This window comes from Psychroflexus torquis ATCC 700755, from assembly GCF_000153485.2.
Lineage (GTDB): Bacteria > Bacteroidota > Bacteroidia > Flavobacteriales > Flavobacteriaceae > Psychroflexus > Psychroflexus torquis.
Genome location: NC_018721.1, coordinates 1,476,242 through 1,499,044, shown reverse-complemented (window position 1 = coordinate 1,499,044; position 22,803 = coordinate 1,476,242). Strand labels below are relative to the sequence as shown.

23 protein-coding genes and 3 pseudogenes are annotated in these 22,803 nt (G+C 33.1%); 11 read left to right on the top strand and 15 right to left on the bottom strand.

From position 1 onward, the window contains the following. The first annotated feature begins 126 nt into the window (after window positions 1-126). From P700755_RS21230 to P700755_RS06540, 6 genes are all read left to right on the top strand, one after another. Window positions 127-390 carry a hypothetical protein gene (locus tag P700755_RS21230; protein WP_083858482.1) on the top strand — a complete coding sequence of 88 codons (264 nt, stop codon included), beginning with the start codon at window positions 127-129 and terminating at the stop codon, window positions 388-390. Beyond that, window positions 324-476 (top strand): ferritin family protein, encoded by a 153-nt coding sequence (locus P700755_RS20250; RefSeq protein ID WP_169314454.1) that lies wholly within the window; start codon window positions 324-326, stop codon window positions 474-476. The genes P700755_RS21230 and P700755_RS20250 overlap by 67 nt, the downstream gene beginning before the upstream one ends. Before the next feature lie 7 nt (window positions 477-483). Then, window positions 484-654, top strand: coding sequence for a hypothetical protein (locus P700755_RS06555; RefSeq protein WP_015023941.1), 171 nt, complete (start codon window positions 484-486; stop codon window positions 652-654). 377 nt (window positions 655-1,031) lie between these two features. After that, window positions 1,032-1,220, top strand: a complete 189-nt coding sequence (locus P700755_RS06550; RefSeq protein ID WP_015023940.1) for a hypothetical protein — start codon at window positions 1,032-1,034, stop codon at window positions 1,218-1,220. 228 nt (window positions 1,221-1,448) lie between these two features. Continuing rightward, window positions 1,449-3,431 carry a GTP-binding protein gene (locus P700755_RS06545; RefSeq protein WP_015023938.1) on the top strand — a complete coding sequence of 661 codons (1,983 nt, stop codon included), beginning with the start codon at window positions 1,449-1,451 and terminating at the stop codon, window positions 3,429-3,431. A gap of 295 nt (window positions 3,432-3,726) precedes the next feature. Beyond that, window positions 3,727-4,056, top strand: a complete 330-nt coding sequence (locus P700755_RS06540; protein ID WP_083858481.1) for a YceI family protein — start codon at window positions 3,727-3,729, stop codon at window positions 4,054-4,056. 470 nt (window positions 4,057-4,526) lie between these two features. Here P700755_RS06540 and P700755_RS06535 read toward each other — a convergent pair whose 3' ends face one another. Both P700755_RS06535 and P700755_RS06530 read right to left on the bottom strand, forming a co-directional pair. Then, on the bottom strand, window positions 4,527-5,672 hold the full coding sequence (locus P700755_RS06535; protein WP_015023937.1) for a lycopene cyclase family protein: 1,146 nt from the start codon (window positions 5,670-5,672) through the stop codon (window positions 4,527-4,529). An 82-nt stretch (window positions 5,673-5,754) separates the two neighbouring features. After that, the gene (locus P700755_RS06530; protein WP_015023936.1) at window positions 5,755-7,188 is read right to left on the bottom strand and encodes an alpha/beta hydrolase; all 1,434 of its coding nucleotides are present in this window, start codon (window positions 7,186-7,188) and stop codon (window positions 5,755-5,757) included. A gap of 87 nt (window positions 7,189-7,275) precedes the next feature. Here P700755_RS06530 and P700755_RS06525 point away from each other — a divergent pair, with 87 nt between their 5' ends. Then, window positions 7,276-8,307 (top strand): IS1595-like element ISPto1 family transposase, encoded by a 1,032-nt coding sequence (locus P700755_RS06525; RefSeq protein WP_015022784.1) that lies wholly within the window; start codon window positions 7,276-7,278, stop codon window positions 8,305-8,307. Window positions 8,308-8,593: 286 nt separating this feature from the next. On the opposite strand, the gene P700755_RS06520 is transcribed toward P700755_RS06525, so the two are convergent. Both P700755_RS06520 and P700755_RS06515 read right to left on the bottom strand, forming a co-directional pair. Beyond that, window positions 8,594-8,854 (bottom strand): NAD(P)H-dependent oxidoreductase, encoded by a 261-nt coding sequence (locus P700755_RS06520; protein WP_051007940.1) that lies wholly within the window; start codon window positions 8,852-8,854, stop codon window positions 8,594-8,596. Between the two features lie 51 nt (window positions 8,855-8,905). Further along, window positions 8,906-9,268 (bottom strand): cupin domain-containing protein, encoded by a 363-nt coding sequence (locus tag P700755_RS06515; RefSeq protein ID WP_015023935.1) that lies wholly within the window; start codon window positions 9,266-9,268, stop codon window positions 8,906-8,908. A gap of 409 nt (window positions 9,269-9,677) precedes the next feature. Between P700755_RS06515 and P700755_RS20605 the strand changes: the two are divergent. Next, a pseudogene (locus tag P700755_RS20605) lies at window positions 9,678-9,788 on the top strand (IS110 family transposase); the annotation flags it as partial. Between the two features lie 120 nt (window positions 9,789-9,908). Here P700755_RS20605 and P700755_RS06510 read toward each other — a convergent pair. From P700755_RS06510 to P700755_RS06475, 9 genes are all read right to left on the bottom strand, one after another. Then, complete coding sequence (locus P700755_RS06510; RefSeq protein WP_015023934.1) at window positions 9,909-10,547, bottom strand: DUF998 domain-containing protein; 639 nt, start codon at window positions 10,545-10,547, stop codon at window positions 9,909-9,911. A 223-nt stretch (window positions 10,548-10,770) separates the two neighbouring features. Further along, window positions 10,771-11,925: an acyltransferase family protein gene (locus tag P700755_RS06505; protein WP_015023933.1), complete on the bottom strand. Its 1,155-nt coding sequence runs from the start codon at window positions 11,923-11,925 to the stop codon at window positions 10,771-10,773. Between the two features lie 93 nt (window positions 11,926-12,018). Beyond that, window positions 12,019-12,891, bottom strand: a complete 873-nt coding sequence (locus tag P700755_RS06500) for a LytR/AlgR family response regulator transcription factor (RefSeq protein ID WP_015023932.1) — start codon at window positions 12,889-12,891, stop codon at window positions 12,019-12,021. A gap of 166 nt (window positions 12,892-13,057) precedes the next feature. Then, complete coding sequence (locus P700755_RS06495) at window positions 13,058-14,260, bottom strand: serine hydrolase domain-containing protein (protein WP_015023931.1); 1,203 nt, start codon at window positions 14,258-14,260, stop codon at window positions 13,058-13,060. Between the two features lie 432 nt (window positions 14,261-14,692). Next, window positions 14,693-15,589: a GNAT family N-acetyltransferase gene (locus P700755_RS06490; RefSeq protein WP_015023930.1), complete on the bottom strand. Its 897-nt coding sequence runs from the start codon at window positions 15,587-15,589 to the stop codon at window positions 14,693-14,695. A gap of 535 nt (window positions 15,590-16,124) precedes the next feature. Continuing rightward, window positions 16,125-16,430 carry an NAD(P)H-dependent oxidoreductase gene (locus P700755_RS06485; RefSeq protein ID WP_342626355.1) on the bottom strand — a complete coding sequence of 102 codons (306 nt, stop codon included), beginning with the start codon at window positions 16,428-16,430 and terminating at the stop codon, window positions 16,125-16,127. A 235-nt stretch (window positions 16,431-16,665) separates the two neighbouring features. Continuing rightward, window positions 16,666-16,773, bottom strand: a complete 108-nt coding sequence (locus P700755_RS19875; RefSeq protein ID WP_245536010.1) for an NAD(P)H-dependent oxidoreductase — start codon at window positions 16,771-16,773, stop codon at window positions 16,666-16,668. A gap of 61 nt (window positions 16,774-16,834) precedes the next feature. Then, complete coding sequence (locus tag P700755_RS06480) at window positions 16,835-17,398, bottom strand: Crp/Fnr family transcriptional regulator (RefSeq protein ID WP_015023929.1); 564 nt, start codon at window positions 17,396-17,398, stop codon at window positions 16,835-16,837. 180 nt (window positions 17,399-17,578) lie between these two features. Beyond that, window positions 17,579-18,220, bottom strand: a complete 642-nt coding sequence (locus tag P700755_RS06475; RefSeq protein WP_015023928.1) for a DUF2306 domain-containing protein — start codon at window positions 18,218-18,220, stop codon at window positions 17,579-17,581. 405 nt (window positions 18,221-18,625) lie between these two features. Here P700755_RS06475 and P700755_RS21225 point away from each other — a divergent pair. Then, window positions 18,626-18,766 (top strand): annotated as a pseudogene (locus P700755_RS21225) (hypothetical protein); the annotation flags it as partial. 133 nt (window positions 18,767-18,899) lie between these two features. On the opposite strand, the gene P700755_RS06470 reads toward P700755_RS21225, so the two are convergent. Together P700755_RS06470 and P700755_RS19145 are read right to left on the bottom strand one after the other, a co-directional pair. Then, window positions 18,900-20,423, bottom strand: a complete 1,524-nt coding sequence (locus tag P700755_RS06470) for a T9SS type A sorting domain-containing protein (RefSeq protein ID WP_169314464.1) — start codon at window positions 20,421-20,423, stop codon at window positions 18,900-18,902. 83 nt (window positions 20,424-20,506) lie between these two features. Beyond that, window positions 20,507-21,100 (bottom strand): annotated as a pseudogene (locus tag P700755_RS19145) (hypothetical protein). Window positions 21,101-21,536: 436 nt separating this feature from the next. Between P700755_RS19145 and P700755_RS06455 the strand changes: the two are divergent. Both P700755_RS06455 and P700755_RS06450 read left to right on the top strand, forming a co-directional pair. Further along, a complete protein-coding gene (locus tag P700755_RS06455; protein ID WP_015023926.1) occupies window positions 21,537-21,917 on the top strand; it encodes a GntR family transcriptional regulator in 381 nt (126 codons plus the stop codon). Between the two features lie 15 nt (window positions 21,918-21,932). Next, window positions 21,933-22,802: an ABC transporter ATP-binding protein gene (locus P700755_RS06450; RefSeq protein ID WP_015023925.1), complete on the top strand. Its 870-nt coding sequence runs from the start codon at window positions 21,933-21,935 to the stop codon at window positions 22,800-22,802. Window position 22,803 lies beyond the last annotated feature (1 nt).

Here is a 22,803-nt window from a genome sequence, read left to right as displayed (position 1 = left end):
CGACCAGATTAAATACGACGTACAAGCCTCCATGCATTATCTGGCTATGGCTTCTTGGGCGGATACAAAAGATTATGGAGAAATAGCAGATTTTTTTATGCTCAATCGGAGGAGGAACGTTTACACATGACTAAACTTGTAAAGTTCATTAACGAGCGCAGCGGTAAGATGATAGTACCCGCTTTGGAAGTGCCTTTATCAGTATTTGAGTCAGTATACTCGCTTATCGAAAAATTCTTAAAAAGTGAAATATTTTTTCGGAACAAAACAATAAAAATTATCTTTGAATGTCTTGAAAATAAGGATTATGATGTGACTAATTTATGCAGAGGTATGTCACTAAAAAGCTCGAAGAAAAGACCACTACACGCAAACATCTCGATAAACTAACCATAATAGGTAATGACAAAACTGAACATTACTTTTTTGATAGGGACCTTGTTGGAATGATGGATGGTGGTCAACCCAAAAACTAATTTTCTTATGATAAAACCTATTTCGCAAAGCATTCCAAATTCAGCACCACCTTACCATAAAGATAGAGATGTGACCACCTATTTAGATTATCAATTTTTCACAAAGGTTGTTAATGCTGAAGGGAGTATGGCATCTACCTTATCTGATATGAGAAAAGTTCTACACGGCACTATTTGAAACTGAAATTCTATTAGTAAAAGAACCTTTAAAAATGATTAAAAGAAAGACCCTAAAACTCACTTTTAGAACTCTTCAAAACGCGTATGTCTAAATAATACCAAATTAAACCTATAATGACGCAATAAATTGTTTTACCGATACGAATTCGGCACAGGCTTTTTTCGCCTGCTTTTCATCAAAAATAATTACCGTAGCTAAGGCTATGCTAGTTATTTTTGATTTCAATCAATCAATCAATCAAAAAACCTGTGCTGAGCTACGTCGTAGTATAATTCAATTTATTCATACGGCATTATAAATATAATTTGGTATAAGTTCTCGTTGCATTTTTTTAATAACATTTTCGTCAACTTTCCCCTAGGAGTAAAAAATTTATGAAATCGACTTTAGGAGGTTTACGAATTCCAAAGAAATATAAGCGGTTGTCAACACCGTATAGATTAATTGCTAGACCTATTCCACTTTCGGAAATCCTTGCAGATTTTCTAGTTGATTTTGTATTCACTAAATTGGGATTTATAAAGGAGTCATTCTTTTTCTTTTTAAAAATGGAAAAAATATAAAGATTAGCCAGTTATTTTTTGATTGTTTTTTTAAAAGTTGAATAGATATAATCAGCTTTATTCTCATCATCTTGCTCAGGCAAGATGATGAGAAATATCAATTGTGTTTTTTTATAATGACTATTAAAAAGAAAAACGAGCACTATGACATCACGCTTTTTAATACATTAATTTTGTAACGCTACGTGATACTTTTATTAAGAACGTTTTATAAGATCAGCCCAAAGAATGAAAAAACCAACGATTAACATCGGAATTTTAGCTCACGTAGATGCTGGTAAAACAACACTTACAGAGCAATTTTTATACAACTCTGGCGCCATTAAAATACTGGGTAGTGTAGATAAAGGTTCAACACGTACAGACAGTTTGGATATAGAAAAAGAACGTGGCATTTCTATAAAAGCTGCAACTACTTCGTTTGAATGGAAGGGAGTCAAAATCAATCTAATAGATACGCCTGGTCACGTTGATTTTTCAAGTGAAGTAGAACGTGTCTTATGTATAGTTGATACTGCTGTATTAGTAGTTTCAGCAGTTGAAGGCGTGCAAGCACACACGTTGAATATTTGGGATTCTTTAAAAGAATTGCAAATTCCAACACTCATTTTTATCAATAAGATTGATCGCCAAGGGGCGGATGCAGAAACCACAATTGCACAATTAGAACACGATTTAAAAGCAAAGCCTGTAGTGCTATTTTCATCTGAAAATGAGGGATTAACAAATGCAGCAATCACTTCTGTTTTTAATACTTCGACTCATACTGAAATTAAAGAGAAAACAATTGAGCATCTTTTAGAGTGTGAAGAGCATTTGTTGGAGCGTTTTTTGAACTCTGAATCTATTACTGATGACGACTATTTACAGCGTATTCGCAGATTAACCATTGACAATATGATTACTCCTGTTTATACAGGAATCGCAAAAAAAAATATTGGAGTAACCGAATTGATGGATGGAATAATTGACTACTGTCCAACTTCTAAAACAACGACTACAAAAGAACTTTCTGCATTTGTTTTTAAGTTAGAACACCATAAAATTTATGGCACTATGGCTCATGTAAAAGTTTTTTCTGGAGAACTATCTTCTAAATCTACTATTTACAATCATACACAGCAGTTAGAATCGAAAATAAATCAAACCAAACAATTACATCACACAAAATACACTGACAATGTTATTTTAACCGCTGGTAATATAGGAGTAATAACAGGTGTTTTAGGAACAAAATCTGGTGATGTTATAGGAAATCCTGAGGGAATTCCTAAATTACCTCAGCTCCATATTCCCGTTCTTACAGTTCAGGTAATTCCAGATAATAATACCGATTATAATGCCTTAGCAGAAGCGCTTCAGCAATTAGATAGAGAAGATCCTTCTTTAAGTTTCAAATGGTTTAAGGCTGAAAAAGAGTTGCAATTATTGCTCATGGGGCAAATGCAAATTGAAATATTAGAGTACGTTTTAAATACACGGTTTTCAATAAAAGCAAGTTTTACAGATCCTGAAGTCGTATACAAAGAAACCATCAGTTCAAAAGCAGAAGGATACATCAGGTATTGGATGCCTAAACCTTGTTGGGCTATCATGACTTTTTTAATAGAGCCTGCGCCATTAAATTCTGGAGTTAGATATCGTTCTATCGTTTCACAAAACGACGTGCACATTAAATATCAGAATGAAATTGAACGCAGCATTCCAAAAGCTTTGGTACAGGGAATTTTAGGATGGGAAGTTACCGATGTGAAAATCACTTTAATAAAAGGAGAAGACCATAATGTGCATTCTAGACCGGGTGATTTTAATTTAGCAACTCCAATGGGAATTATGCAGGGATTAAAAATTGGTGGAACACATTTATTAGAACCTATATTGAGCTTTGAAATAAAAGCAAACGAAGCCTTATTAGGAAAAATAGTATCTGAGCTAAGTACACGAAGAGCGAATTTTGAGACTCCGCAATTTGTTGATGACACATTTCGCTTAAGAGGAACCATCCCTGTGGCAACATCATTAGATTTTAGTATCAAATTAAATGCCATTACAAGTGGTAAGCTACGTCTTAAATTACAGTTTTATGGATATGATACCTGTCCTAAAGGCGAAGGGGCTATTCGAGAATATAAAGGGGTAAATCCGTTAGATGAAGCACAGTGGATATTACACCGACGTGGCGCTTATAAAGCTGATGAGCGAATAATTTGATGATGTGTACGAAAACTGAGATCTTTTTACCGATATAATACCAAATTAGACCTATAATGACGCAATAAATCGTTTCTTTTTCGTCTGCTTTTCATCAAAAATAATTACCGTAGCTAAGGCTATGCTAGTTATTTTTGATTTCAATCAATCAATCAAAAAATAATTCAATTTATTCATACGGCATTATAAATATAATTTGATATAATAGGTGATAATCTTTGTTTTTAAAGGGGTTTGGTAGTGTTGGAGGGAGTCGGGGTCTAGTCTTTTTATTTCTTTTGTTTGACTTTGATAAATAAAATGGAACATTGACCCAACGTATTCTGAAATCGGTTTTAGAGTAAAGCATATGATGATTTCAACGGTTACAGGTCACTTTGAACATTTTAAGTCTACCGTTGAAACTGAAACAGAAAACTTTAATGATTCAGACATCAGTTTTACAACACAAACAAATTCTATCAACACAAAAAACAGTGATAGAGATGCTAGCCTAAAATCAGACGATTTTTTTAATGCTGCCTATCCAGAATTGAACTTTACTTTTAATACCAATTTAGCATTCAAATGTCGGATAAAATCAGCTTCTTCTTCACTTATTAATCGTTATAAAATAGAAGCGTAACTAGTGCTATGCTTATCTATTTTTCATCAACTAATTATAAATCTGCGTTGAGCTACGTCATAGTATAATTCAAATTTTTAATATTATGTTTAAAAATTAAATTGGTATTAGTCGCTTAAGTAAAGTTGGTTACAGCAAGCTGAGGGATCTCTTATGCTCATTTAATTCCTCTAAACATAATGAGGCTTGTATAAGTGTATGTGATCGAATCATAAATAGTAATAAGCCTAAGAAATTGGTCTTGATATCAATCTCGAAAAAGTTACTCAATCAACGTTTTGTTATAGCCAAATCTGGCAGACCCTATGAGAATGCCCGTGTTTTTATATGGCGAGTGAAGTAATTAAAAATCATTGATAAAAAAGCTCATAGACTCTAATTTTTGAATTGACGAGCCTAAAATAGTAGTATAATTCAATTTATTAATACGGCATTATAAATATAATTTGGCATTAGTTTTTTTGTATCTGCTATATTAATTGTTTGAATCCAGCTATCAGAAAGGGTGTTTTCGGTAAGCAATTCATTAGTTTAATGTCGTCTTTAAGAGTACTTTCATTGGCCAAAAAACCCAAAATTTTCTCTGGTTGTATTTTTTTGAATAGTATTGAGAATATTTCTTTTCCCGTCATCTTTCCAGAGATAATTACTTCTAACAAGGTTCGGTCGTACCAATGAAACCTGTGGTCTCGAAAAGTAATCTTTGGATTTGGAGGCTTACCCTTTCGTAGATTGTTTAGGATTTCCTTTGTGTTTTTTTGAATAAACTGAAACGTATAACCGCTGCTTGCTTTTGTATATCCGCCAGCGGTTCCTATATTGATAATTCTTTTTTCAGAATTTGGACTTCTTGAAAAATCAGCTAAAGACATGGGTATAATTCCAAACTCTTTGTGCGTAATTTCATAGTCTTCAATTTTCAGATCGTCTTTTATATAATTTTCTAATGCTACTTTATAGCGTTCCTTGTCTAGTACTTTTTCGCTAAATAAGGTATACTCTACCAAAGCCTCTTTCGCTGAGGTTGGCAGAACATACATAAAAGTTGTACCATGCTCTTGGTTTAGTCTAAAGTCCATCAGCGTGCCAATCTTACTATTAAAGGATGGTTTTTTTGTTTTAATTATCCAGCCTTCAAAATGTTGTAAGAGAGAATTCTGTGTATTTATTTTAGGATTAAAAAGGGTCGTAGAATTAAAAATATATTCGGCAGCGTATGTAGCATTTTCAGTTTCTACAAAAGCAATATCATTTTCGATTTGAATTTGCTTCACAGTTTCATATTTAAAAGTCACGTTTTCAAAGGCTTGGCTAAAGTTTAAAACATGATTATAAAAATCAATACCTTTAATCATTTTGTAACTGTACTGGTCCAATTTGAACCTCCTCGTTAGATTTGAAGTTAAAAACTCAAGCTCTTTCCATTCGTGAGTCACTATGGGTTCAAACAGTCCTTTGCCTTTTTCCCAATAACACCAAGTCCTATCATTTGTCTTTTTTTCGGTTTTATCTAGGACCAGGACTTTTTTAGTTTGTAAAACGGGGTCTTTTAAAATTCTATAAAGTAGGCTCAATCCTGCAAAGCCTGAACCCGTAATAATGTAATCGTAATTCATTTGTATTTTTTTTAGCTTGCAAGTAAATTGTTGCGTGCACTAGTTTATCCACACCTTATATGCTTAGTTTTTAGGCATAGTTTTATTCTGATACTGTTGGTGCTAACTCTATTTTTTTGAAATTTAAATCCTCACCTTTTAAAAAGTCTACGACTAAATCACCTATCAGGGGTGATTGCATATACAAATCGTGTCCAGCATTTACAATAGTCACGTGTTGCCCGTTCTTAAATTTTTTGGCTATGTCAATTCCCGCATTTACATATGTTCGACCGTCTAATGTTCCACTCAAAAGCAAGGCATCAACTTGGTTGTCTGCCATTTCTCTAAATTCATTGGGCAGTTGTGGAAAATTACTATGCGTCATCCATTCGAAGAGTAAAAAGTTTATCGAACTACCTAAAATGGATTCATCTATTTGTTCGCTGACTTTTCTACGACGGTCATCTGAAATACCACTTTGCATATCCATAGCAAAAGCCATTGGGCGGATCCGGTTGAGAACATATTTTTTTATTACCATAACATCCGATGCTATTTCTGAAAAGTTACCCTGATACATTTGGGTATATATTTTCGGCAGTTTTTTACTATCGGCTGGATTTTTAAGATAGAAAGTTGCGATTGCCAATTGTAATTCGAAGTTTGAAATACCAATGGTGTCGATTCCGCCACTCCTGTTTTTATATGGACTTGTAACAGGACTTTCTTTAAGTCTATTGTGAACAGCTATAATTTTTGATTTTAAGTCTTTATAGTTAAGTTCAGGACCATAATTATCTTCTGCATTTTCTGCAATTTGGAAAACGAAATGTTCGGTGTTCTTTGGTAATTTTATCGTTTCATTTGGGCCTTCCAAACTTGCAAGAACCATTTTGTCTATGTTTTTCTCGAACAACCTGATATATTCAAATGCGAGATGTGAACCATAGCTAATTCCCCAAAGTGAAATTTTATCAGTATCTAAAGCTTTTCGCAAATCATCCAAGTCTTTTGCACTTTCGCTTGTATTGTATGCCTTTAGGTTTATATTTTTAGTATTCCAATAGTCTAAGCATTTCGAAATGTTAGCTGTTGTTTTGTCGATGTATTCTTTTTTGTAAGTTGGTTTAGAGAGTTCAAATTCTGCGGAGTAAGGACAATTGGGAAGTCTTACAGACTTTCCAGTGCCACGTTGGTCAAAAGCAATCACATCTGCTACTTCGCGAAGTTTCATAAAAAGTTTAAACCTTCCCCTTTTAGCAGTTCCAGTTCCGGAACCGCCAGGCCCACCCGACAGATATATAATGGGACTTTTCGGATTCGGATTGGTGCTTTTAAATCGGACGAAAGAAAGTTGGATAGAATCTTCACCCCCATTTGCTCGGTCTTCTATAACTTTAAAAGTCCCTAATTCTGCTTGTACGGTATCCTGAGCTTTTGAAATAAATTCGTAGGGTTTAATCTCAAGGTTCTGACCCCAAAAAATAGTTTGGGTACCTAAAATAAGAAGTGACACACTAATTTTTAATTTCATCGCTGCCTGTTTTTAATACTCCTTAAAATTAGTTATTTAAATTTTTAGGCTCTAGTTTAATACAGCTATTATATGTATATTTAGATTATGAACATAGATAATCTAAAAGAGGAAATACTATCACTATCCACTCTAGATCGTGATAATCTGTTAAAGGATATTACAGATTCACTTGAGCATAATCAATTGGTTGAGCGGGCTTCCCGTCGCCATATTTTAGATAATAAAATGGGCGGATGCCCACATTGTTTACATGAAAAATATGTTCGTTTTGGAGTTGACAAAGGCTCGCAGCGCTATAAGTGCAAGTCTTGCAATAGAAGCTTTACTGAATATACTGGCACTTGGATGGCGGGACTTCAAAGAAAGGATATGATTTCATCTTATTTAAGTCTTATGGTTCAAGAAAAAAGTTTAGATAAAATAAGTTCAGAATTAGGCATCAATAAAAAGACAGCCTTTGATTGGCGTCATAAGATATTAGCTTCATTCGATACTAAAAATGACGATGACCAAGACAACTTTACAGGTATTACAGAGAGTGACGAAACCTTTTTCCTAAGATCAGAAAAAGGTATGGAGGTAAAAGATAGGGAATCAAGAAAAAGAGGCGGTAAGTCTAAAAAGAGAGGTATAAGTAAAGATCAAGTTGCGGTAATTGTAACACAGGATAGAAAATCAACATTAGACCTTAGCGTGGCTAAACTCGGTCGAATAGGAAAAGTAGATATAGAAAATGCTATCGGTAAACGTGTTATAAAGGATATAACCATATTGTGTAGCGATGCCCATCACAGTTATAAAGGGTTTGCCAAAGATAGCGAAACAGAGTTCCACATCGTAAATGCATCAAAAGGAGAAAGAGTAAAAGGAAAGTATCACATACAACACGTTAATTCTACTCACAATAGAGTTAAAAAATGGATTGAAAATACCTTTTGGGGAGTATCAACAAAATATCTACAACAATATATGAATTGGTATCGAATAAAGGAAAATATAAAGTCTAGAAGCGATAGAGCCAACGCCTTTGTGGAAGAAACAATTGCTCTAGGTACATTGAAACGGTATAATCAAATCGAATCTAGATATGAAAACTTAATATCAACGCAGACCTAAACTAGAGCCAATTTTTATTATAACAGTACTATTTTTACTTTTAGTATGTTTTTATTTTTTCACAAAGAACGGTAGAGTGAAATTCCTTAGAAAGGACATTTGTCTCATTCGATATCGACTTTTTTGTACGATGTAAATGGCGCTTTGTAATTCCTAAATAACCAGATAGAAAGTTTTGAGGTACTAATTATAGATGTTGGTTTGAAAGCAAATGATTTAATGTTGTGTTTGCAGTAGTTACTTTAATGTATCACCTAAGGCTGCTATTTCCTCTAACCAATTCTTTTTATAACAGACATTTGAACTCGTTAATAGGTGAAATATAGGTCACTTCAATAGGATTGATTTTACAAAACTCTAAGGTTCTTTTTTGGAATTGATGGATAGCTAGTCTTTTCACAAATAAGGAGTCATACCATTTAGGGGTATCAGGAGTTATAATGATTCTTGCCGTTTTTCCTTTCAATAATTTTTTTGGTGTTACTTTTCCTTCGAAAGGTTGGAAGGTTATTCCTGGTAAAAATGTACGGTCAATAAATCCTTTCATTACTGCTTGATAGGCATTCCATCATCTTGGAAATACCTATGTGATATTCATTTAAGATAGTCTTTGTTCTTTAATAGACTTTGTTATTTCATTAACCGTTCCTCCAGTGTGCAGGGTCATTTTATTTTCAACGAGCATTATGTGACATTCCCCTTTAGAACTAATCCGATGATTTAGTCCTCGCTTAACTATGAATAGATCTCCATTGTTCATCGTAAAAGGCTCGCGATTTTCAACTTCAAAAAGAAGACTTCCACTTAGAACATAGAATAATTCGTCTTCATTTTCATGAATGTGCCAAGGTACTTTGTTACCATTTATCTTCACTAATTTGATGAAAACGTCATTTACTTCGCCTACTATTTTAGGAGCATAATAGTCTGTAATTTCTGATAGTTTTTCTTTTAAATTCATCGCATTACAATATTTTATTCTTGTTAGATAGAACTACTTTTCTTGAATACTTCCAATGTTAATTTCACGTAAGATACATAAACCAGCAATAAATAATGGCAAAACCACCACCATAGAACCTATCCGATATCTTGCTGTTCAATTTCTCCGATTACTGCACTATCGTCTAATAATGTGTTGATGCTAAAGATGGTATTGATAAGACCATGTAGTATAGCCAAAGAGATTAACTTATTGGTCTTTAATAAAATTGCTTGTGCTTTAAAAATACAGATTGAAGAATACCTCTAAAAATAAACTCTTCTACAAATCCAACCGAAAGCATTGTCAACGACAGTAGTAAAAAATCAATAATCGAGATGCTTGATAAGTCGGTTCCTAAAAGAGAGAATACACCTATTATTACTAGATTGTTAACAAAGGCAAGAGTAAAAAGCTAGCCTTAATCGCCTTGGTCATCAAGCTACTCAAGCACTGTTTTACCATCTCAAAATCAGGCAGGCCATATGATAAAAGTTAGGTTTTTGTTTTGCCTTAATAAATAGAGAAAAATAAATTTAAAAAGCTCAAAGAATCAGTTTTATGAATTCATGAGCCTAGACTGCTAGTGTTTCAAATTAAAGTAGAAAAGAGTTATTTTTTACCTCAGTTCTTTGTTACCTGATGTTCTTTTTATTTTTAAAGCACAAGCAATTATCCAAATTAAAATCAAAGACTCAATAATTCGTTGATAAAGACCTACAAATTCTGGATTGAGTTCGGAAATCAATATATAGACAAACAGAATACTTAGTACTCCTAGAACTAAAGCTATAATTGAAAGGCTTCTATAATTTGAGAATTTCTTTAATCCAATACCAGTTAGGATAATACTGATAGGTACAAAAGTATATATTAATAAAGCTGCTAAATTATGAATCACTTGTGAAATACTTGGGTCGATAAATTCGGTATTACAACCACTATCGCATGGAAATATTGAAACCACAATAGTTCCGATACCATAGAATAGACCAAGTCCATAAAACCCGATTTTAGTTAAATTAGAATAAGGAAAATACTTGTATCCAAGAATGCTAAAAATTGTAAATAAAATTCCACTTGGAATATGCCCAAAGACTCTTAATACGATTCCGTATTCAGTATCTATTGCATAAGTTTCGCTAATATATTGACCAGTTATGCTATAATTATCGATTAAAAGCCCACCGATAACACAGCTAATTACAAATAAAATTACACCAATTACTCCTACTAAAAAGATTGTTTTACTATTCATTAATTGTTTTTTTAAATTGCAGGCAATGGGTTTGTATAAAGTTAGTTGCGTGTTTTAAGCGAATAATTTAGTAAATAAAAACTAACCAAGAAAATCTGTGAGTCCCTACGCTTCGGGATTCGTAAATTAACAAAAACCAGCAATTAATTTTATACGGTGTTACCTGCTGGCTTTTTTAATTGTGATTTGCATTAGTACAAACCATTGACAATGAGTTTTTTAATTAGACTAATTTCTTTGTTCTAATAGCTGTGATGTTTTTGCGTTTTTCATTCTTCTTTTTCATTCCAAAGAGCACTCGAGTAACTTTAAAAGGATAAATGAATAAACGATATAAGAGTACAATGACCAAAAATGAGCTTATAAAAAGCAGTATCATTTTAAGAGGGATATTTACATTCAGCTGAATAATATAGTATCCAAAAATTACTAGTACTGTCTGATGTAATATATAAAATGGGTAAATTGCCTCGTTCATCCTTTTGAGCCAAAGACTAGGTTTGTTGAGATAAACTTGTACATATCCCAACAAGGTCAAAACAAAGCACCATCCCAACAAACAACATAAGCCATACCAAATATCCCAACGAACGGAAGTGCTTAAATAGGGTTCAATAGAACCATTGGGCACGAAATAATAACCGTAAAACAATACAGTACTAATTGTAAAAACAATAAGGTGAAAGCGTCTGTATTTTTTTAGGTTTTCCCAGAACAGTTGTGAGCTCGCAAATAAAATTCCTGTAATAAAGAAGTAGGTATAAAAGAAGGTTTCCGAAAGATTGGTTAGAGAAGATGAGTCAGTCGGGTAATACCTTTTAAGGATTATTGTTAAAATTATTAAGGGTAATCCCCCTAACAATAGACCCATTTTATGAGAAGATATTCTTTCAAACCAAGTCTTAAAACCTTGAGACTTTTGAGATTTAAGAAAAATAATTAGTGGAATCACAAGTAAAGAAATAATAAAAAGATTTTCTATAAACCAAAGGTGGTTTGTTTCAAATCTTCCGCTCTTGTATAGCTGCCAGTAAGAGCTATATTCATTGATGTATTGAAAATAAGTTTGTGGTGGCACAATAAATAGTATACCAAAAATGAGTGGAATTAAAAGTCTGCCTGTGCGCTCTTTAGAAAATTGCTTCCAAGTCCTTTTAGAAAAAGCAAGGACGGTTCCAGTGCCAGATATTAAAAAGAGTAACGGCAGTCTAAATTGTTCAAAATAGACCATAATGTCGTCCAATAACTTACTAGATTCTGAATTCATAATGTGAAAATCGTCGCCATTAAAAGGCATACCTAGGTGATGGAAATAAACAGCTAAAATGGCAATAACACGTAACCAATCTAAATCGTATCTTCTTGTTGTAGTATCCATTGATCTTGTTTTTTTGATGGCAAATATAAAAACAATGTCAATGATGGCTTAGGCTAAGTGACAAATGACAACCCAAAGTGACGAAATACAAACCTACTTTTTATTGCAATTAGTAAAAACACGATTAAATTCTTGAATCTTAGATCGGGATACTGGAATAGTAGCTTCAGAAAAGTTTTTTAAGCGAAGCACATAACCTTGAGCATTGCCTGAAATAGATTTAATAGTCTGAAGATTTACAAGGTAAGAGCGATGCACTTTAAACACATAAGGAAAGGGGTTTAACTGTTCTTCAAATTCTTTTAAAGTCATTCGCTTTAACAATTTTCCAAATCCGGTCACACTGCTGTAAACAATTTCGATATAGTTACTCTCTACTTTTGCAAAAAGAAATGTCTCCATGTTTATTTCAAATTGCTCTCCAGGGATGGGTGTAACTATGTGTACAGAGTTGCTGCTCATTATAATTGATGATGGAGTCCCTATTTGTTTTAAAAAGTTAAAGTTACTATTCAATAATCGTTCAAGGTTTAGAGGTAAAATGATCATTAAAATTAAGCTGCCTACCAAAAAAGTGTTCCGAATTTCCTCCCACAAATACCGAAATGACCAGTTATCGGGATTCGTATAAATAAAATCCCGAAGGAAAAAACTGGAAAGACCAATTAAAAAGAGCAGAAGTGCTAGCTGTAAAAATTCCTTGCCTATCGTCCACTGACTTGTATCCTTTACTGTTTTATTTAGTATAATGAGATAAGCTATAGCAATGGGTATCGGCATAAACGCATGCACTATTACAATCCATAAACTGCTTATTTTCTGCTCAGCCTGGTTAACATCAAATGGCTCAAACAAATAGCTAAACAGAAAGCTTATAATGGCCACACCAAAAAGAAGTATAAAAACTTTTTTATAGTCTTCATAATAAAACGGATAAGCCTGCTTTATATATGCCTTAATTTTCATTTCATAGTATTAAGTATTAGGCTAGATTTTTCAGCTTGCAGGTAAGGCTAAGCTGAAAGAGTAGTGATAAATTTCGTAGCATTCGCCCATTCAAGTTGCTCCTCAATTTGAATGGGCTATAAGACTTTTCCTATCATTTCTAATACACCATGTTAGTCGCCGCTGTTTAGTTATTTAATGCATCTTCTGCTAATTCTTTATAGGTATTCATCATTCCTAAATGTCCGAGTGGAGCTGTGTTTGTATACATGATTCCAATTATTTCTTTTTCATAATCAATCCAAAAGTAAGAATTATATGGACCACCCGCCCAAAATATCTCTTTTGTATCGCCGTTGTCCGTTATTTCAACACCAACCCCCAATCCGTATTTATTTCCATAAGCGTCCAAACCTCCAATTTGATTTGCAATCATTAATCTTACCGTTTCGGGCTTAAGAATCGCAGTGTTATTATAACTCCCGAAGTTAAGTAACATCTTTGCCAAGATATAAAAATCATCGATTGATGTAACCACCCCTCCATAAGGACTCCACCATCCGCCACCTCCCGATATTGCGCTTGGAAGTGTATTATAAATTGAAGAATCTCGATGGTCTTCAACAATTAATTTACCTTTTTCGTATCTGTATAAGTTTGAAAGCTTATTCGATTTGTTTTTGGGGACATAAAAATCTGTGTTTTTCATGTTTAAGGGGTTGAAAATAGTGCTTTTGAAATACTGGTTCAAAGGTGTTCCAGTCACTTTTTCAACTAAAAAGCCCAAAACATCATGGGAGTACCCATAATTCCATTTTTTATTTGGTTGGAACGCAAGAGGAATTTCGGTTATTGCGGATATAAAGTCTTCAAGAGGTTTATTCCATTGTCTAAAACCAGCCTTTAGATATAGTTTGTCGGTGTAGCTCTCTCCATCACTATAAACTATCCCAGAAGTATGACGTAAGAAGTCCCGAATTGTCGGTTTTATGGTCAACGCTTCGGAAGAGGAAGAGTCAGGCTTGGTCAGGACTCTTACTTTCTTGAATTCCGGAATATAGTTCTCAATTGGATCATCCAACAAAAACTCACCTTTCTCATAAAGTTGTAGGATAGCGATTGTAGTCATAATCTTTGTCATGGAGGCAATCGGAATTAGTGTTTCAGTGTTTATTGAAACAGCGTTTTCAATATCACTGTATCCGTAAGATTTTAAATGTAGAATTTCGTCACTCTTTGCAATTAAGGTGATTGCACCCGCTATTTTTCCGTTATCAACATTCTCAATAAAATAATTATCAAGTGTTGAAAAATTAATATCTTGAGAGATACAAACTTGAAGGTTTACTCCAAATATCAGTAAAACTAGTGCTGTTTTAATTTTTATCATACTGTTTAAAGTTGGCGTGATGTCCACTTGAGGCTGTCGTACAAGATTAGTTACTGTGGTTAAGCACTAAAGTTAATACATAAAACACAAACTAAGATAGTCCAAAAGTCCTGACGCTTTGGGATTAGTAAGTAAATTAAAACTGATAATTAATTTACACGGTGATGGCAAATCTTTTTTTTCAACAGTCTGATTTCTGCCCATTAAATGCCATTGTTGGTTTTTGAGTCTTATATTTTTGAATAATAAAAAATTCAGTAGGCATAATAGCTTTTGACAGCGGCTTAAAATAGGCTATTCCAACACGGCTTTGTTATCTGGGAATTGAGGAGACTTTATGATGAAAACGCATCAACTTCGTAGCTAGTATTACTTATATAAAATGTTGGAAGATGCTATTTCTTCTCTTTTCATTAAACTAATAGTTTTTATTCAAGCATGGGATAAAACCGGAAACATCGAATGTTTGTCTTTGAAATAACCAACCTTGTCCTTTAACATAAACAGTGTATCATCTGCTTTTAATAAACTTCTATCATAACTCGTTTCGTTTAAAGGAGTAAATCCTAAAACTACTTTTTTTACATCTTTACCAGACATGGCTTGAATGACATCACCTAAATTCAAATATTCTACACAAAATGCATCATTTAGATAAAGCGTATCACCTTCAAAGTTAGCAATAACGATTGCTTTAAGTTCATCAATATAGTAAATGCTGTTTTTCTTAATAGATAAACAATAAAACATTATTAAAGAGGCATTGTCATGCATAGATACCTTTGAAATCGGGACTGACATTTTTAAAGTTTCTTCTAGAAACTCTTTCTCTATGGCATCTTCTATATTAAGCCTTTTTATTGATGAACTACTTCCATTATCGTTAACTGATATTGAATATTGATATTCATTTACTATCTCAAAATTAAATTTAGGATAAAATTCAAGAACACTTTCATTTGCAAAAAGATATATAAAGTCTGACTTTTCTTTCCATTCATCTACTACTTTTTCCAAAAGAAATCTATTAAGTCCTCGATTTTGGTATTCTTTTTTAGTCATTACAGTTCCAATTTGAACACCTATCTTCTTCTCTTCTTCAATAATAAACTCAATTATGTTAACGGACACATTAGATATAATCTTATCTTCATGCAACAATGAATAAGGAATATATTTATCACTCCAATATCCATTTAAATACCATTCTTCCATACTGAAACCAAATGTAATCTCTGTCAGTATATTGAAACTTGCTCTAATGTCTTTGTTATGCTTGTAGTCATTATCAAAACCATAAATGGTGGTATCTAGTTTTATTTTTTCCACTTTATTCTTTTGAAGAATTTATTTTTCTCAAATGTCATGCTTGAATTTGAAATGAAGGGTATTAAAAATAGGGGGATTTAAGTCATAAATGTAACTCATTTTGATTTAAAAAAAAGTCAAATTTTTAAGCCTTTCTTATCATTTTGTATTTTATCAGATCTTTAAATCTTGAATTTAAAGATCTGATAAAATTACACCAAACTATAAATTTTAAAAAATACCACACTTTGTATTTTGATTATTTACCAATAACATCTATTTTAATTTTTCACCTAAAAAGGCTATTTTCTTTAACCACTTTTCCCTGTAGTCAGTTTTTGAATTTTTAACCGTTGAAATATAGGTCACTTTAACAGGACTAATACCAAATTATATTTATAATGCCGTATGAATAAATTGAATTATACTACGGCGTAGCTCAGCACAGGTTTTTTGATTGATTGAAATAAAAAATAACTAGCATAGCCTTAGCTACGGTAATTATTTTTGATGAAAAGCAGGCGAAAAAGAAACGATTTATTGCGTTATTATAGGTCTAATTTGGTATACTCCCACAAAACTCTAGAGTCCCTTTTTTGAATTGATTGATAGCAGGGCTTTTCATAAATAGGAAATTATACCATTTAGGGGTGTCAGCTGTTATAATGAATCTTGCTGTTTTTCCTTTCAATAATTTTTTTGGCAGTGCTTTTCCTTGGATAGGTTGAAAGGTGATTTCTGGTAAAAATGTACGGTCGATAAATCCTTTCATCAATGCGGGATATCCATACCACCACATCGGAAACACCCAAACACTATGGTCTGCTTTTTTAATTTTTTCTATAGCCTCAAGTAAATCCAGTTCTAGTTCTGTTCTTTTTCTTTACCCAAACTCCAGATTAGGATTAAAATCCAAGTCTGCAATGTTAATTTGAGTCAGAATGGCATTGGTTTTATACCAAATTATATTTATAATGCCGTATGAATAAATTGAATTATTCTTTGATTGATTGAAATAAAAAATAACTAGCATAGCCTTAGCTACGGTAATTATTTTTGATGAAAAGCAGGCGAAAAAGAAACGATTTATTGCGTCATTATAGGTCTAATTTGGTTTTATTGGCCCCTTTTAAATAAGCTTCCGTTAGTGCATAATTATAACTCTGCTTGTCGGGATGTCCATTAATGATTAAAACTTGTTTCATAATTTGTCTTTATTTCTACACAAAGAACGCAAGGATGTAACTCCTTTAAAAGGACATATGTCTAATTCGAAATCGACTTTCTGATGCGACTTAAATGCCGCTGGGTAATTCCTAAATAAGAGGATAAATAATTCAGAGGGATTAATTGTAGATATTGAGGTTGGTTTTTAAGTAAGTCTTCATACCGCTTTTCAGCACTTTCTTTTTGCAATATGAAGATTCTTTTTTCCATTTTTATATATTCTTGTTCAGCGATGAATTTGAAGAATCGAAGCCAATTGGTACTTGATTTCTCTAACTTTAAAATCTCATCTCTTGAAATACTAAACAACTCAATATCTGTAAGGGCTTGAATATTCTCTACCGTTTTGGTTTGTGATAAAAATGAAGAATAGGCACTAACAAATGTATTAGAAAACGTAAAACAATAGGTGACTTCTTCTTCTGCAGATGAATAATAAAAGGATCTAAATAACCCAGAAACAACAAAGGCTACTTCTTTAGAAGTCCTTCCCTCCTGGACAAAATAATCGCCTTTTTTTAATGTTTTGCGAATTACTTTGCTTTCGAACACATCAATGTCTTCATCTGTAAGTATGTTAAATGATTTTAAGTAATCTCTCATTTTTAATTGCTTGTTCTGTGAATGTATAATTGCTGCTGCATACAGACAAAAACTCACAAACTAAAATAAAAGAAAACGATTTTAAGAAAATTTTTAAGAGTTTTTAATTTCCGATTAGATACTATATAGCCTTGGATCATACAGAAAAGGTAGCACACTGCTGGCTGGCGATATGCTGAGTTATTCTCTAGAAACTGTTTTTTTATTTATTTTTCTAGACCAGTATGCTATTACAAGTCCACCAATAACCCCAGGAATAAACCAACCATAAAAACTCGGAAAAAATTGATTCACTACAACAAATGCCGTCGTTGCAGCAATATACCCCCCTAGCATTTTACCTAAATGCATTTTTAACCATCCTTTTCTCAATCGATCAGGATTTTTATACAATACTAAATCTTTAATTGAAAAAATCATCCCAACTATTCCAAATACTACCAAAACTATATGTATACTATTTGTAAGTATAATAGGTAGTGTAATCATTAAAAATCCAGTTATAATCATACTGATGGATATCCATTTATCAATCTTCAAATCAGGATTTCTTCTTTTGAATTTCAAAGCTCTATTCCCCGTTAAAACAAAATATAAACTAAAAATTCCGACAGCAAATAAAAATGGACTTTCGTGATTGGGCAAAACAGCGACTATCATAGCTATTATTCCAGATAACATCATGGAATAGAAGAAAATTAATCCAAATTTCCTATGAATTGTTTTCCCTTTTTTTGCAATTGTAGATACTAAACCAGCAAGCAAAGCAACCCCGCCAAATGTTGCATGAATATAAATTAAAACCTGTATCGTGTTTTCCATTTTTCAAGTTTAATTAAGTTGTTCAAAACTAGGGGAAAAAGCTCCTTTAGCATATTTTTAATTTCCGAACTGTAGTTTTTTATGTATGGGTTGTTCTACTAGTTATCAACTAATACCAAATTAAATTTATAAGGCATATATATAAATTGAGTTATACTACGACGTAGTTCAGCACAGGTCTTTTGATTGATTCAAGTTAAAAATAATTAGTATTGCCTTAGCTACAGCGATTATTTTTGATAAAAACCAGGCGAAAAAGCCTGTGCCGAATTTGTATCGGTAAAACGATTCGTGGTGACATTATAGGTTCAAATCGGTATTAAACTTGTGGGGGTAGAGAGTCCTAAAACTACCAATTACTTTTCTTTCAAACGCCACGAATTTGCATAAGGTGCTAGTAATAAGTTTTGGGAGATCGCAGTAGATAGATTTGATATCATCACCAGATATGGACGCATAAGTAACAAAGCACATGAAAACAGGATGAGTTTTAGAAGTCAAGTAGCGGTTCAAAGAAGAAATATGATGGATAGGTGTGAAGACTAGAAAAGGGCATAGACTTGTATAAATGTCTATTTATACAAGTGAAGAAAGTTTAAATTTTAATCAATAAGAGATATCAGAATATAAATTAGACTTTACCAAAATGAATGCCTGTCTACATACAGAGAAAGCTTACTTATAAATTAGATTTTAAAAATTTCTTAGTAATAAAGCCTTTTAATGTTTCGAATTGGATTATATACAAGCCATTTTTAATAGCTAAGGAAGTTAGATTTATAAACTGTTGTTGATTAGGAATAGAAGTAAGTAATTTTCTACCGGTCAAGTCAAATATGTTAATTTTACTAATGTCCTCAATACCTTCATAATTTAATAGGTCATTTACAGGATTGGGATATATCCTAACTTTATTACTTAAAACGTCCGTTGTGCTCAAAGTACCGTCTAGAATTAGTAATTTACTAATTATTATATCAAATCCAGTAGGGTTAAAAAAGTTAGCATATCCTATAACAAATAAGGTTCCATCGTCTGTTAACAACATGTTATCTTGTGAATTATTCCCTAATCCTATGCTCATGGAGAACACTCCTGGTTCAGTGCTACTAATAGGATCATTAAAACTAGTATCTAAAGTGCCATCGGCAAGTAAACGCATTAATAATCCGTCTTCTCCTACAGTTCCCATTCTTCCTCTAAATAAAACTAATAATTTACCATCAGGCTGTATGATTATATCTCGCCCAAAATCTTGCCCGTTTGTGATATTATAAACTTCGACTCCTTCGGCACCAAACGATGAAATAGGGCTGCCTGTACTATCGAAGAGTCCCACAGTTAAACCTAAACCACAAAGAGCGATTGTCGAGCCTTTAATGTCAATTGCAGCACTCAAGTTTACGTTTGAGATTTCAAGAATACTATTCATACCAAAAGTGCTATCAGGTACTCCATTTAAGTCTATTTTTTGTAGATGTGTTACTCTACCTGTTCCAACGCTAGGGATACCTCCCGAAAGTAAATGTAGAGATGTTCCCGATTGAAATAGATCACTGCAAAAGCTTGAGAAACCACCGTAATCTAAACTGAGCATGCCAGATGTACCAAAGGAGTTATCTACAACACCTGTCGTGTTTATTTTATAGACTGCAGTTTTGTATCGAGAGGGAGAAACCGAAAACCTGTAGTTCAACACTGCGATAACTTTATCATCATTTAAAGTAAAAATTTTTCCATTTCCAGCAAAACCTATCGCGTCTGAAGGAGTTGGTATCGTTACTATTCCGTTGTTGCCGTAGGTAACATCCCTGCTGCCATCACTATTCAAACGTATCACATTTAAATCACTATTAAAGTTAGACGATATAATAATTTTGTCGTCATTTTGGATCGCATAGTCATATACAGTAGAAATGAAAAAACCTGAATCATCTTGAACACCGTTTATTCCAAAATCGGAACATCTAGTACCATCTTGATTGACACAAATAAGCAAAAAGTCATTCATAATGTTTGCGTTGGATCCGCTACGACCACCTAGAATAAGGGATCCATCTGTTCTTTTTAAAACACGCATTCCTTTTTGCATCTCATTATTATAATCAATATTTTGACGTCCTGTAGGGTTTTGGAAATTTACTGTGTCATAAGTCTGCGCAGTTGCAAATGCGGTGAATAATAACATAAATAGTAATTTCACAATATTATAATTTAAAAACATGACGTATATTTTATTTTTGTAACAAACTTAAGGAATGTAAATCATGGTAACAACAATTATTCCTAAATTGATTTCATCCTTTTGATGCGATCGGTTAGTTTTTCACTGCTTAATTTTTCGCGCAAGAGGTCAGTGAAGATAGGGAAAGAAAAAGAAAAAGGTATAGGTTGTTTGCAGGCTTTCCAGACGATGGTTTGATTTTCTATACGTTCAAAAGCTTCTCGCAATCGGTATTTCTCAATTTCTTGTTCGTAGGTTTCTATATAGGCCTGTCTAAAAAGCAGAATATCTGGTTCATTATCTCTAAAGACCTCAAATAATAACTCACTGCTGCTTTGTAGGTGTTTTATCTGGATCGCTTTGTTGGCATAACCTCCAAAGACCAGTCCTGCGATAATAGAGATATCCCTAAATTTTATTTTGGCGAGCTCTGTAGCCTTGACACTGGTTTCTAGATCTTCCAAAATCATATCTGCAGTAATGAGGTTATTGTCCAGCACATTTTGCATGTCAAATTCTTAATTGCTTAAAATCTCAAAATCATAATTGTTATAGGCCAGTGAGAAGCGTATAGGTTGCAATAAACTAATGCGGTAAGCAATTAGTCCAGCCATTGCCATGTGGACCAATCTTCCTTTAAAAGGATAAAATACCAAATGATATCCTCGGGTTTCGAAAGTCTCTATTAAGAATTCATGATTTTGAGGTACGATATTTTCTTGATGTTGCCTTGCTTTAACATCTTTTAAGGACTTGACTTCAGGCAGCAACTCACCTCATTGAGAAGTAAGCGGCATGCGGCTTCCCATCCAGCTTGTTACCCTATTTTTTCTGGAAGAGTTGCCTACTTGTGTGATCATTCCTTTAAGACGCACAAATTCTAAAGTCCTACAAAACAAACACATCATCTTGCGACAGCTGACTGATAAAATCTTATTTCTAACGATGTTTATAGCAAGCTTTTTTGGTTTTCCCCCTGCTTTTTTTTATTTTAAACATCAATAATTCAAATAATTTTATATATTTGTATATGTACAGTATATACACTATTAACTGTATTAACAATTATATTGATAAAGTAACAGTAGATAAATGAAAATAATAATTTCAAATGCATCATCTCAACCGATTTATCAACAGATAGGTCAGCAGATAAAAGCCCAAATAATAGCAGGTGATTTGAAAGAGGGAGATGGTTTACCGTCCATTCGAAAGTTGGCTAAAGAACTTCATATAAGCGTAATTACGACCAAGCGCACTTACGAAGAGTTGGAAAAAGAAGGGTTTATAGATGTGGTAGGCGGAAAAGGAACTTTTGTCGCCATCCAAAACAAAGAATTACTGAGAGAGAAGAAAATGAAATCCATTGAAGATATGATGGAAGAAACAGTTACAGAAGCACTGAAATTGGGGATTACCTTTGCAGAACTTCAGGAAATGTTATCCATCCTTTATCATGATAATAATGAATAATAGAACACAATTACAATGAGTAATATATTAGAAGTATCGGGAGTATCTAAAGATTATGGCGATTTCTGCTTAGATGACGTGTCCTTTTCATTACCTACAGGATATATAATGGGCCTAATCGGACCAAATGGTGCTGGGAAAACCACCATCATAAAGATGATTATGAATCTTGTAATGAAGGAACATGGTGAGATTAAAATTTTTGAGAAAGACCATCAAAAATTTGAAGTAGAAATAAAGAAAAGAATAGGTTTCGTCTATGATACTCCTATTCATTATGAACACCTCAATTTAAAGCAATTCAAAAATACAGTGGCCCCTTTTTATGAAAACTGGGACGAGGCAGCATTCAAAGATCTTGTGCATCGTTTCAACCTACCTCTAAACAAAAAATTAAAGAAATTTTCAAAAGGAATGGCGATGAAAAGCTCCATAGCAATTGCATTATCCCATAACGCCGACTTTATTATAATGGATGAGCCTACTTCTAGTTTGGATCCTGTGGTGAGGAGAGAGCTACTTGATTTTTTAAGGGAACTAATGCAAGATGAAAATAAGTCGATTTTATTTTCATCGCATATTACAACAGATATAGAACAAGTGGCCGATTTTATAACCTATATCCATGACGGAAAGCTAGTTTTTTCTAAAACGAAGGATGATGTCTTTGAGCAGTATGTTATTGTAAAAGGCGACAATGATTTGTTAGACGATGAAACTAGAAAGAGTTTTGTTGGCATTAGAACAGGAGCATATGGCTTTGAAGCGCTTAGCCGAAATAGAGTGCTTACAGAGCGCATATTTGAAAAGAAGGTACTCTATGAGAAAGCTAGTTTAGAAGATATTATGTTTTATACCAATTTAGAACTAAAAAAGAATTCATAAA